This window comes from Streptomyces sp. NPDC050988, from assembly GCF_044456225.1.
Classification (GTDB): Bacteria; Actinomycetota; Actinomycetes; order Streptomycetales; family Streptomycetaceae; genus Streptomyces.
On sequence record NZ_JBITFQ010000049.1, the window covers coordinates 46,934 to 58,917 of the forward strand.

Genomic DNA, 11,984 nt, shown 5'->3' on the forward strand with positions numbered 1-11,984 from the left:
CCCAGCCCCCCCCCCCCCCCCCCCACACCCGCCCCCCCCCCCCCCCCCCCCGCCCCCCCCCCCCCCCGCCCCGGGGGGGGGCGGGGGGGGGGCCCCCCCCCCCCCCCCCCCCCCCCCCCCCCCCCCCTTTCCATGTGCCCGCACCGGATCGGGGTGCGTTGTCGGTGGCGCCTGTTTCAATGGATTCAGGTGCGGGTCATGGGTGCTGGGTAATGCGTGAGGGGGGACGGGCATGGTGTCGACGGATCGGTTCCTGGCCTTCGCGGCGATGTCGCTGCTGGTGGTCATGATCCCGGGGCCGAGCGTGCTGTTCGTGATCGGCAGGGCACTGGCCCACGGCCGGCGCACGGCGGTGGCGACGGCGCTGGGGAACGTCTTCGGCTCGTATCTGCTGGTCGTGGCGGTCGCCGTGGGCGTCGGCTCGATAGTGGAGCGATCGGTCACCGTCTACCTGGTGGTGAAGCTGGCGGGGGCCGCCTATCTGGTCTTCCTCGGTGTCCAGGCGTTCCGGCACCGCAAGGAGATGCGGGCCTCGGACATCACGGAGCGGGCGGACGCGCCCGCCCGCGGCGATCTGCGGACGGTCCTGGACGGCGCCCTCGTGGGCGTCACCAACCCGAAGGGCATCGTCTTCTTCGCCGCGGTGCTCCCCCAGTTCGTCGACCACTCGGCCGGTCAAGTGCCCCTGCAGATGCTTGTGTTGGGCCTGATCCCGATAACCATCGGCCTGGTCACGGACACCTTGTGGGGTCTGACCGCGGCCACGGCCCGCAGCTGGTTCGCCCGCTCGGACCGCCGGCTGTCGATGATCGGCGGCGCGGGCGGCCTCACGATGGTCGGCCTCGGGTTCACGGTCGCGACAACGGGCCGCACGGACTGACGGACCACCGAGCGCGCCTTCCCCGCGCCCGTCCTGTCTCCGGATCGCTCGCGCCCGTCCCGTCTCCGCGGTCAGCCCCGTACGACGGTCCCGAACCGGATGTCGTACGAGGACGCCGTGCTCAGCACCGACAGCATCCGCGTCGCTTCCTCGACCACTTCCTCCCGCTGCCGCTTGCTGAACGTGCCGAAGGGTTCGATGGTGATCACGGCCTCCTCGGGGGACTCCTCCAGCCGCCAAATACCCTCCAGGAATCCATCGACGAGAAGCGTGCAGTAGGCCTGGTTGCCCTGCCAGGAACGGCCCTTGTAGTCGGCGGGCACCACCCGGGAACGGTCGGAGTGCGAGAGGAGCAGGTTGTCGAACTCGGGCAGCAGCCGCGGCGGGGCCGGTGTGTCCGCGTCCGGGCGGGGCGCGTCCGGCAGGTCGAAGAGCTCGACGCCGTGCTCGTCGCGGAAGGTGACCAGTTGGGGCCGCAGCCGTTCGAAGACCTCGCGCAGCCGGGTGAGACCGGCCCAGGTCTGCATGTCCTTGACGGAGGCGGGGCCGAAGGCGGCGAGATAGCGCAGGACGGTGGCGTCGGGGGCGGGCGCGGGCTCCGCGGGTCGGCCGAGCCAGTGCTCGGCGGTGGTGAGCGCGACCTGTCCGCTGCGGCCCCACAGGCCACGCGGGGTGACCTGGACGAGGGGCAGTCGGCAGCGGGCCGCGATGGCGAGGGCCAGCGGGTCGGCGTCCGGCCATTCGACGAGGAGTGCCTCGCGCAGCTGCTTCAGGGTGCGCGGCTCGGTCTCGACGAGTTCCCGGCTGATCGCCGTGAGCCGGTCGAGGTCGACGCCGACGAGTCCGTGGCGGAAGCCGTACAGCTCCCGCTCGCGCGCGGCCTGCACGAGAGGCCGCAGGGTGAGGCAGTCGTCGGCGGTGTGGGTGTGGATGGTGGAGCGCATGGTCACGATGCGTACGACCTCGCGCGTCTCCATGGCGGCCGAGAGTTCCTCGGGCGCGAATCCCTCCAGGCGGGCGGCGAGGGCGTGGTACGGGGGCTTCACGTTCTGCGCCTGGAGGCCGACGAGGTGCTCGACGGCGTCCGTCGCGGCCATGGTGGCCCGGCGCAGGAGCAGCTGCCGGTCGAGGGTCGCGCGGTTCAGCTCACGGGCGCTCAGCACGGGGGCGGTCGAGGTCGTCTTCATCATGCTCCGCACGCTATCGAGGCTTGCGGACAAGTTCGGTCCGCAACCCTTGTCGATCCCCTACCCCACACACCCGCTCACGCCATTTGACCCGTATATCCTGCTCGGTGATCGCCAAGACGGACGTTCGACATGTTCGACAGATGCGACCCATCGGCATCAACAGGGAGGCTGCCGCGATGTCAGACCGCCGAGCCCGCCGCCCGGTGCCACCCTCGGAGGGCGGCCGGAAGCCGGTGTGGCGGCGCGCCGTGCCCGAGGCGACGCCGCCGCCGGCGGATCCCCCGGCGCCGCGTCCGACCCCGGCCGAGCCGGCTCCTGCGGAGGAGGGCAGCGTCGTACAGGCGGCGCTCTACCGCGACGGGACGCGTGTCGCGAACCCCGCCACCCTCGCGGACACGTTCCGTGAGCTGCGGGAGCAGCCGGACGGCATGGCGTGGATCGGCCTGGCCCGTCCGACGGAGGAGGAAATCCTTTCTCTGGCGGCCGAGTTCGACCTCCACCCGCTCGCGGTCGAGGACGCGATGGAGGCCCATCAGCGGCCGAAGCTAGAGCGTTACGGCGAGACGCTCTTCGTCGTGCTGCGCGCCGCCCGGTACCTCGACGCGTCGGAGGAGGTCGACTTCGGCGAGCTGCACGTCTTCGTCGGCCCGGACTTCCTGATCACGGTCCGGCACGGCGCCGCCCCCGACCTCTCGGCCGTACGCCGCCGCATGGAGGAGACGCCGGAGCTGCTGAAGCTCGGCCCCGAGGCGGTCCTGTACGCGATCCTCGACGCTGTCGTGGACGGTTACGCCCCGGTCGTCTCCGGTGTCCAGAACGACATCGACGAGATCGAGACCGAGGTCTTCGGCGGCGACCCCTGGGTGTCCCGCCGTATCTACGAACTCTCCCGCGAGATGGTCGAGTTCCAGCGCGCCACCCGCCCCCTGGTCGGCATGCTGCACGGCCTGATGGCCGGCTTCGCCAAGTACGGCACCGACGAGGAACTCCAGCGCTACCTCCGCGACGTCGCCGACCACGTCACCCACACCAGCGAACGCGTCGACGGCTTCCGCCAGGCCCTCACCGACATCCTCACCGTGAACGCGACCCTGGTCACCCAACAGCAGAACGCGGAAATGCGGGCCCTGGCCGAGGCGGGCTTCGAGCAGAACGAGGAGATCAAGAAGATCTCGTCATGGGCGGCCATCCTCTTCGCCCCGACGCTGGTCGGGACGATCTACGGGATGAACTTCGACCGGATGCCGGAGTTGCACTGGCAGCTCGGATATCCCTTCGCCATCGTCTTGATGGCGGTTGTATGCACCAGTTTGTACGTCATCTTCAAACGGAGAGACTGGCTCTGAGTATTGGTCGGCGACAACGCGAAAGCATGCGGTCCACGAATTGCGTCTGGACTCGCGCGTCTAGTTCTCCCATCTGCAAGCAGACGCTCTGGCTCAGTCGCGTTCCGCCGCCGCCCCACAACCGCCCTTGGCTCGCATGATCTCTGACCGGGTACCCCTGGCACCGGGCAGACCCTGGAGTACTAGCCTGTGGACGTGGATACGTCACACGTAGCTCGCGTCCCGCATGAACCGGGGAAGCGTCCCCGGGTCGGGCACATCCAGTTCCTCAACTGTCTGCCGATTTACTGGGGACTGGCCCGCACCGGCACCTTGCTCGACATGGAGTTGACCAAGGACACGCCGGACCGGCTGAGCAGTCTGCTGGTCGACGGGACCTTGGACATCGGTCCGATCGCCTGCATGGAGTACCTCAAGCATGCCGACGACTTGGTACTGCTCCCAGACATCGCGGTGGGCAGCGATGGTGCGGTGACCTCCTGTCTGATCGTCAGCCAGGTCCCACTGCGCGAGTTGGACGGGCGCCGGGTCGCCCTGGGTTCCACCTCGCGCTCGTCGGTACGCCTGGCTCGACTGCTGCTGGAGGAACGGGAAGGGGTCCGCCCCCAGTACTTCACCTGCCCGCCGGACCTGCCGGTAATGATGCAGGAGGCGGACGCCGCGGTCGTCATCGGTGACGCCGCGCTGCGCGCCTACCTCCACCAGGCCGAGGATCTGGGACTGCTCGTGTACGACCTGGGCGAGATGTGGAAGGCGTGGACCGGTCTGCCGTTCGTTTTCGCGGCCTGGGCCGCCCGCAAGGACTACTTGGAGCAGAACCCTCGCATCGTGCGCGAGGTGCACCGGGCCTTCTTGGAGTCCCGGGACCTCTCGATGGCCGAAGTCGACAAGGTGTGCGAGCAGGCCGCCCGGTGGGAGGCGTTCGACGAGCAGGCGTTGCGCCGCTACTACACCGAAGCTCTGGACTTCTCCTTCGGCGAACGCCAGTTGGCGGGTGTTCGCGAGTTCGCCCGCAGGGTTGCCGCGGACTCCGGATTCGATCCTGAGCTGGAGATCTCGGTCCTCCAGCCGTAGCGGAGTGGCTGCCTTGGTACGCCATCAGCCGCATTGTCGGTGCGTTGTTGCCGGTGCGTTCTGTGTCGACGGCCGAGATCGCGGCGCTCGTCCGGGCTGCCGTCCTGCCGGTATCGGTGCGCGGCGGGGCGGACCCGCTCGGAACCGTGGCCGGGTGACCGTCCTGTTCCGAGCGGGCGTGATCGAGCGGGCCTGATCGAGCGAGCGCCGGTCAGAAGCCAGACGCGGGGCGCGTGGTGTAGTGCTGCTCCAGCCGGGTCAATTCGTCGGCGCTGAGCTTGAGTTCGGCGGCGGCGACGGCGTCGGTGAGGTGGTGCGGCTTGGTGGTGCCGACGATCGGCGCGGTGACCGCCGGCTTGTGCATCACCCAGGCCAGTGCCACCTGGGCGCGGCTGACGCCGCGCTCTGTGGCGATGGAGGCGACCGCGTCGATGATTCCCCGATCGGCCTCGGCGGTCCGGCCGTAGAGGATCTCCTCGGCGCCGTCGGTGTTGTTGCGCGTGGTCTGCTCGTCCGGGTCGCGAGTCAGCCTGCCGCGCGCCAGCGGGCTCCACGGCAGCACGCCGATCCCCTGGTCCAGGCAGTACGGCAGCATCTCCCGCTCCTCCTCGCGCTGAAGCAGGTTGTACTGGTCCTGCATGGACACGAACCGGGTCCAGCCGTGCAGGTCCGCGGCGTGCTGGAGCTTGGCGAACTGCCAGGTCCACATCGAGGACGCGCCGATGTAGCGGGCCTTGCCGGCCTTCACCACGTCGTGCAGCGCCTCCATGATCTCCTCGGGCTGCACGTTCGGGTCGAGCCGGTGGATCTGGTACAAGTCGATGTACTCGGTGTCCAGCCTGCGCAAACTCTCGTCCACCTGGGTGAGGATCGCCGCCCGGGACAGGCCACCGCCCTTGGGGCCGGGGCCCATCGTGGCGTTCACCTTGGTCGCGATGACCACCTCGTCCCGCTTGGCGAACTCGCGCAGCAGCTGGCCGGTGATCTCCTCGCTGGCGCCGTGGCTGTACATGTTGGCGGTGTCGAACGTGGTGATGCCGGACTCGATGGCCTGCTTGAAGTACGGACGGGACTCGTCGACGCCGAAGGACCACTGATGGGTGCCGCCGGCCGGGTCGCCGAAGCTCATGCAGCCCAGCACGACCTTGGAGATCGACAGCCCGCTCTTGCCCAATCGGAGGTATTGCATGGCGAGAACTCCTTACCCAGGTGACTAAACGTTCGTTTAGTCATGGAGGGTAGAGCACGCCACCCGCCGGCGTGCACAGCTTGCGCACCGGCGGCATGTGATCAAGGTCATTGGGTGACGAGCCAGACCACCTCGTCGACGAAGTCGACGAGGGCCTCGACCGCCCCGAAGTCTCCGGAGGCGTGCCAGAGCGCGACCCGGCCATGGGCGGCCGTGAAGACCAGGACCGCGGCTCGCCGGGGCGGCATCCGCAGCCGCACACCGGCCTGCTCGCAGCGCTCGAACGCCGTGGCCACCTTGGTCACGAGGTCGACCATCGGCCCGGTTCGGGGCGCCGTCAGCGGCTGATGGTTGATCAGCAGGCGGTAGTGACCGGGGTTGTCCACGACGAACTGGCAGTACGTCCGCACCTGGGCCCGCACCCGCTCCAGCACGGCGCCCTGCTCGCACGACTCATCAGCCTTGGCCATGGCCTGCGAGATCTGCTCGTAGTCGTACTCGATCAGCCCTTTGACCAGCGCGGACTTGTCGGTGAAGTGCTGGTAGATGGCGGCCGGCGAGATGCTCGCGGCGCGTGCGACGCCGCGGATCGTCAGCCCTTCCTCACCGCCCAGCTCGGACAGCAGGCGCGCGGCCCCCTCCAGGATTTCCAGGCGGAGCCGGCCCCCTTGCCCTCGCGGGTTGCGTGCGCGCTGCGATGTCTCGGCCACGAGGCACTGTAACCGGCCCCAGGGCGACCGGGCCATCGGCGAATTCGCCGACGAGGCCCGTCGACGCGGTCGTCCGACTCGTCGCCCGACGGCCTCGACCACATGCCGCCGGTGCACCAGTTGCGCACCGCCAGGAGGCATAGGCTACCCTCCATAACTAAACAAGCGTTCAATCACGGAGGGTAGTCATGCCCGAAGAGATAGAAGAGATACCCGCCTTCCCCATGCCGCGGGCCGCCCAGTGCCCCTTCTACTCGTCCCCGCGACTGCGTGAGGTCGGGCCGATCAGCCGAGTCAGAATCTGGGACGGCAGCGCGCCGTGGCTGGTCACCGACTACGACGTGCAGCGCGCGGTACTGGCCGACCAGCGGTTCAGCGCCGACAGCGGCAAGCCCGGCTATCCCGCCCAGACCGAGGCGATCCTGGTCCAGCGCGAGAAGTCCAAGACGTTCATCAGCACGGACGACCCGGAGCACGACCAGCAGCGCAAGATGCTCACCCGCAACTTCACGATCAAGCGGATGGAGGCGATGCGGCCACGCATCCAGCAGATCGTGGACGGCCTGATCGACGACCTGATCGACGACACGCTCTCCGATTCCAAGCCCGTCGACCTGGTGACCGCCTTCGCGCTGCCGTTGCCGTCGCTGGTGATCTGCGAACTGCTCGGAGTGCCGTACTCCGCCCACGACTTCTTCCAGTCCCGCAGCACCAAGCTGGTCGCCCGCAGCACGACGACGGACGAAGCGCTCAAGGCCGGCGACGAGCTCAAGGCGTATCTGTTGGACCTGGTGGCGGCCAAGGAGAAGCAGCCGGCCGACGACATGATCGGCCGACTGGTCACCGACCAGCTCGCCACCGCCGCGCTGACCCGCGACGAGATCGCCGCCATGGCGGTGCTGATGCTCAGCGCGGGCCACGAGACCACCGCCAACATGATCGCCCTGGGCACCCTCGCGCTGCTGCGCAACCCCGCGCAGCTGGCCGAGATCCGCGACACCGACGACCCGGATCTGATCGCCGACGCGGTTGAGGAACTGCTGCGGTACCTCAACATCACGACCGGCGGACGGCGGCGCGTGGCCACCGAGGACATCGAGGTCGCCGGCCGGCTGGTTCGCGCGGGCGAGGGCATCATCCTGGTCAACGAGGCCGGCAACCGCGACGAGGGTCAGTTCCCGGAGCCGGACCGGCTGGACATCCACCGCCGGGCCCGGCACCACATCGCCTTCGGCTACGGCGTGCACCAGTGCCTCGGCCAGCCTCTGGCCCGCGTGGAGCTGCAGGTCGTCTACAGCACGTTGTACCGCCGGATCCCGACGCTGGAACTGGCGATCCCCTTCGAGGACGTCCCGTTCAAGCACGACAACTTCGTGTACGGCGTCCACTCGCTTCCCGTCACCTGGTAAGGATTTCCCGCCATGAAGGCTGCTGTCGATCAGGACAGGTGCGTCGGCTCCGGGCAGTGCGTGCTGATGGCCCCCGACGTGTTCGACCAGCGCGACGAGGACGGCATCGTCGTGCTGCGCAACGAGTTCCCCCGGTCGAGCTGCACGACGACGTGCGCCGGGCGGCCCGGGTGTGCCCGGCACTGTCCATCGCACTGATCACACTGGACGAGTCGTGATAGCCGTTGTCGGCGCGTCGGCCGCGGGACTCACCGCGGCGCAGACGCTCCGTCGCGAGGGCTACGACGGGCCGCTCACGGTCATCGGCGACGAGGATTCGCTGCCGTATGACCGGCCGCCGCTGTCCAAGCAGATCCTGTCCGGCGCATGGGAACCCTCGAAGATCGCCCTGCCGTGCGCCGTGGAAGGCGTCGAATGGATGCTGGGAGTGCGGGCCACAGGTCTGGATGTCGAGAGCCGACGACTCACGCTGTCCCCCGGGGACGATCTGGCCTACGACAAGCTGGTCATCGCCACCGGGGTCACGCCCCGGCGGCTGCCGTTCGGGCAGGAACTGGCCGGCGTGCACACGCTGCGGACCCTGCCGGACACGATGGCGTTTAAGGCGGATCTCGCGTCGGCCCGGTCGGTGGTGATCGTCGGGGCCGGCTTCATGGGCTGCGAGGTGGCCGCCGTGGCTTCGGGTACGGGCGCGGACGTCACCGTCGTAGATCCGCTGCCGACGCCCATGAACCGGCAGTTCGGACCGTGGCTCGGTGGCCTGGTCGCACGGCTGCACGCCGACCACGGCGTGCGGATGCGGCTGGGCGTCGGGGTGACCGGGCTGTCCGGCACCTCTCGTGTCGACGGTGTGGAACTCGCCGACGGCACCGTACTGCCGGCCGACACCGTGCTCGTCGCCATCGGGTCCGTACCCAACACCGACTGGCTCGTGGGCAGCGGGCTGTCGCTGACCCACGGCGTCGACTGCGACTCGCTGTGCCGGGCCGCGCCGAACGTCGCCGCCGCCGGAGATGTCGCGTCGTGGACGCACCCCGTGCACGGCGGGCGGACTCGGGTCGAGCACCGGATGAACGCCACCGAGCAGGGCACGGCCGCCGCCCGCACCTTGCTCGGCAAGGGCGAACCGTACGCGCCGATCCCGTACTTCTGGACCGACCAGTACGACGTGAGGATCCAGGCGTACGGCGACTTCCCGGCGGGCGCCGTGCCGTCGTTGGCCGCGGGCGACATCCGCGCCGGCCGGTTCGCCGCCGTGTACGCGAGCGATGGCCGGATCACCGGCGTGCTCGGCTGGAAGCTGCCCCGCGACACCCGCCGGCTGCGCGCCCGCATCGGCGAAGTCTTCGACCCGCTCAGCCCCGGCGACGAATGGGGGAGGTCGTGAGTATCCACACGGACACGCCCCGGAGCGTGCGCTCCCCCGGGTGGATCGCCGCTCTCCTCGGAATCCTCTACGGACTCGCCACGACCGGCACGTCCGCGGTCACGGTGAGCCTGCCCCGGCTGGCAGGTGACCCCGGCATCGGCGCGAGCAGCGCGGCCTGGACGATCAGCGTCTACACGGTGGTGCTCGCCGTCGCGACCCCGCTGCACGGACGGCTGGCCGACGCGTACGGACTGCGGGTGCCGCTGGTCGTCGGGGTGATCGTGATGGCGGTCGGCGCGGTCGGCTCCGCACTGGCCCCGACCTTCCCGGTCCTGATCGTCGCCCGGGTCGTGCAGGGCTTCGGCGGGGCGAGCATCGCGGTGCTGGCCATCGCACTGGTGTCGGCGATGTGGGACGGCCCGCAGCGCGGCGCGGCGCTCGGCCGGGTGGCTGGGGTGGGGGCCGCGTTCAGCGCGCTGGGTCCCCTCATGGGCGGCGCGTTGGAGGACGTAGGCGGGTGGCGGATGGCCATGACGCTGCCCGCACTGGGGCTGCTCGCCCTCCCATACCTGGCCCGGATCGCGCCGTCCGGCGGGTCCCGCGAACGCATCGACCGCACCGGCGCCGTGCTCATCGCGATGGCCGCGTCCGGACTCGTACTGCTGCTCCAGTCGCCGTCGTCGGGCCTGATCACCGGGATCGTCGGCGCGGTGCTCCTCGCCGCGGGCGCACCGGCCGTCGTCGCCCGGGTGCGGGCGCGGCCACACGGATTCCTGCCCCGCTCCGTCGTGACCAACCCGGTGGTGCTGCGCAGCTCGTTCGCGGCCGCCGCCATCCCGGCCAGCTGGTTCGCATTGCTCGTCGGGGTGCCCGGCGTGGCCGCGGGCTGGGGCTGGACACCGTTGGCCACCGGTCTGCTGATGCTCCCCGCGGCAGCCGTCGGGCTGGTGGCGCCGTGGTTCTGCCGAAGGGCGCTCGCCCGGCTGGGCGCACGGCGCGCCATCGCCGTCGCGTGCTCCATAGCGGCCCTGGCCCTGCTCGTCGCCGCGGCCGGCGCCGCCACGGACTCCCCGGCGTTGCTCGCGCTGGGCGTGGGGCTCATCACGGTGGGGTTCGGGCTGGGACAGCCCGCCATGATGTCGGCCGTCAACGAGGCCGTGACCGCAGCCGATCGCGGCGTCGCCATCGGAGCCGCCACGTTGGTGTTCCTCATCGGTGCGAGCGTCGGCGCCGCCCTGGTCGGCGGCCTCGGAGGAGTGACGAGCCTGTCCACGGTGTTCCTCGTGCTCGTGGCCCTGCCGGTGATGGGACCGGCCGTCCTGCTGCTGGCCGGTCGCCGGAGCGCCGCCATCGCATGACCGCGCCGATGCCGGGATGGCCCTGCCTCCGCTCGGAGACGCCGCACGTGGCCGCCGGAGACATCGACACCAGCCGGTGAGCGGCGATGTACGCAAGCGGTGGCCGGATCACCGGCGTGCGCGGCCGGCACCTGGCCCGCGCGGCCTTTGAGACGAGTCGCCGAGGAGTCCTATGCCCTTACTGCTCTGGACCACGTGCCCTGCGCGACTGAACCGCCCTCAACAACAAGGAGCCAAACGATGATCACCGACACCGGATCCGTTCTCGCCCGCCCGGAGTCCGGGCCCGTCACCGGCATCCGTGGAACGGACCAGGTGCTGCGGTTCCCCGGGATCCGCTACGGAACGGCCGAACGGTTCGCCCAGCCGGTCCGGGCCGACCGGCACGCCGACACCGTCGACGCCACCCGGCCGGGCCCGATCTGCCCGCAGCTGCCGTCCCGCCTGGAACCGGTCTACGGCCCGCAGTGGAACGAGCCGCCGCAGTCCGAGGACTGCCTCTACCTGGCGATCACGACACCGGCTCTCACCGGGAGCCGACCGGTGATGGTGTGGGTGCACGGCGGCGGTTACCTGACTGGTGGCGGCACACTCCCCATGTACGACGGTGGGCGGCTCGCCGCCGACGGCGATGTCGTCGTCGTGTCCATCAACTACCGGCTGGGTGCCCTGGGGTACCTGGTCCACGAAGGGGTCAGCAACGGCAATCTCGGTCTGTACGACCAGGTCCTCGCGCTGGAATGGGTGCACGACAACATCGCCGCGTTCGGCGGCGATCCGGCGAACATCACCGTCTTCGGCCAGTCCGCCGGCGCGAGCTCGGCCATCACGCTCCTGTCGGTCCCACGCAGTCGACGACTGATCCGACGGGTGATCGCACAGAGCGCACCGACTCTCGCGACGCTCCCCACCCACGACGAGGCAGTCGCGGCCGGCCCCTTATTCGCCGAGGCAGCCCGTGGCGATCTGACGACACTCCCGGTGCAGCGGATCCTCGACACGCAAGCCCGGACGGCACAGTGGAATGCGGACATGTCGACGAAGAGCGGGACGGTGCCGTTCCGGCCCGCGCTGATGGCTCCACTCGCGGACCCCGACACGAACCGGCGCACCTTCCAGTCCGAGCCCATGCCGGACCTCCTCATCGGATACACCTCCGACGAGGGCAGGGCGTTCGCCGTCAGCGCCCCGTCCCCGGCACCCGAGGAATCCGTCGCGGAAATGTCCCGCAAGGTCTTCATCGAGCCGGCGCACGCGATCGGACGACAGGTCCTCGACGTCGGCGGGGCCGCCTTCCTGTACGAGTTCGGCTGGGCACCGACGGAAGGGGGCCACGGCGCCGTACACGGTGTCGAGATGCCCTTCTTAGACGTCATCTCATTTGGCGAGTCTGCGGTAGCAAATGAGGGTGCAGGCGATGCTCGTGAAGGCCAGGAAGTGCTCGGCTTTGCGCTCGTAG

10 protein-coding genes and 1 pseudogene are annotated in these 11,984 nt (G+C 70.0%); 8 read left to right on the plus strand and 3 right to left on the minus strand.

What is annotated here, in order from left to right; translation table 11 throughout:
• Positions 1–232: 232 nt before the first annotated feature.
• A complete protein-coding gene (locus ACIBEI_RS47880) occupies positions 233–880 on the plus strand; it encodes a LysE family translocator (RefSeq protein ID WP_398897659.1) in 648 nt (215 codons plus the stop codon).
• A gap of 71 nt (positions 881–951) precedes the next feature.
• On the opposite strand, the gene ACIBEI_RS47885 is transcribed toward ACIBEI_RS47880, so the two are convergent.
• On the minus strand, positions 952–2,070 hold the full coding sequence (locus ACIBEI_RS47885) for a winged helix DNA-binding domain-containing protein (protein ID WP_398897661.1): 1,119 nt from the start codon (positions 2,068–2,070) through the stop codon (positions 952–954).
• Between the two features lie 176 nt (positions 2,071–2,246).
• Between ACIBEI_RS47885 and ACIBEI_RS47890 the strand changes: the two genes are divergently transcribed.
• A complete protein-coding gene (locus tag ACIBEI_RS47890; protein ID WP_398897663.1) occupies positions 2,247–3,416 on the plus strand; it encodes a magnesium and cobalt transport protein CorA in 1,170 nt (389 codons plus the stop codon).
• A gap of 195 nt (positions 3,417–3,611) precedes the next feature.
• Positions 3,612–4,490 (plus strand): menaquinone biosynthetic enzyme MqnA/MqnD family protein, encoded by an 879-nt coding sequence (locus tag ACIBEI_RS47895; RefSeq protein ID WP_398897665.1) that lies wholly within the window; start codon positions 3,612–3,614, stop codon positions 4,488–4,490.
• Between the two features lie 211 nt (positions 4,491–4,701).
• Here ACIBEI_RS47895 and ACIBEI_RS47900 read toward each other — a convergent pair whose 3' ends face one another.
• Positions 4,702–5,679: an aldo/keto reductase gene (locus tag ACIBEI_RS47900; protein ID WP_398897667.1), complete on the minus strand. Its 978-nt coding sequence runs from the start codon at positions 5,677–5,679 to the stop codon at positions 4,702–4,704.
• Between the two features lie 107 nt (positions 5,680–5,786).
• On the minus strand, positions 5,787–6,389 hold the full coding sequence (locus tag ACIBEI_RS47905; protein ID WP_398897669.1) for a TetR/AcrR family transcriptional regulator: 603 nt from the start codon (positions 6,387–6,389) through the stop codon (positions 5,787–5,789).
• A gap of 188 nt (positions 6,390–6,577) precedes the next feature.
• Between ACIBEI_RS47905 and ACIBEI_RS47910 the strand changes: the two genes are divergently transcribed.
• From ACIBEI_RS47910 to ACIBEI_RS47930, 5 genes and pseudogenes are all read left to right on the plus strand, one after another.
• Positions 6,578–7,798, plus strand: a complete 1,221-nt coding sequence (locus ACIBEI_RS47910) for a cytochrome P450 (protein WP_398897671.1) — start codon at positions 6,578–6,580, stop codon at positions 7,796–7,798.
• Positions 7,799–7,810: 12 nt separating this feature from the next.
• A pseudogene (locus tag ACIBEI_RS47915) lies at positions 7,811–8,016 on the plus strand (ferredoxin).
• On the plus strand, positions 8,013–9,185 hold the full coding sequence (locus ACIBEI_RS47920; RefSeq protein WP_398897673.1) for an NAD(P)/FAD-dependent oxidoreductase: 1,173 nt from the start codon (positions 8,013–8,015) through the stop codon (positions 9,183–9,185). The pseudogene ACIBEI_RS47915 and the gene ACIBEI_RS47920 overlap by 4 nt, the downstream one beginning before the upstream one ends.
• The gene (locus tag ACIBEI_RS47925; protein ID WP_398897674.1) at positions 9,182–10,525 is read left to right on the plus strand and encodes an MFS transporter; all 1,344 of its coding nucleotides are present in this window, start codon (positions 9,182–9,184) and stop codon (positions 10,523–10,525) included. Before ACIBEI_RS47920 ends, ACIBEI_RS47925 begins: the two co-directional genes overlap by 4 nt.
• A 240-nt stretch (positions 10,526–10,765) precedes the next feature.
• On the plus strand, positions 10,766–11,984 hold a 1,219-nt coding region (locus ACIBEI_RS47930), incomplete at its 3' end, for a carboxylesterase family protein (RefSeq protein ID WP_398897675.1).

Bases quoted from the DNA above. Each gene is read 5' to 3' on its own strand.
- ACIBEI_RS47885 (WP_398897661.1), bottom strand. From the start codon at position 2,070: ATGATGAAGACGACCTCGACCGCCCCCGTGCTGAGCGCCCGTGAGCTG.
- ACIBEI_RS47890 (WP_398897663.1), top strand. From the start codon at position 2,247: ATGTCAGACCGCCGAGCCCGCCGCCCGGTGCCACCCTCGGAGGGCGGC.
- ACIBEI_RS47910 (WP_398897671.1), top strand. From the start codon at position 6,578: ATGCCCGAAGAGATAGAAGAGATACCCGCCTTCCCCATGCCGCGGGCC.
- ACIBEI_RS47900 (WP_398897667.1), bottom strand. From the start codon at position 5,679: ATGCAATACCTCCGATTGGGCAAGAGCGGGCTGTCGATCTCCAAGGTC.
- ACIBEI_RS47880 (WP_398897659.1), top strand. From the start codon at position 233: ATGGTGTCGACGGATCGGTTCCTGGCCTTCGCGGCGATGTCGCTGCTG.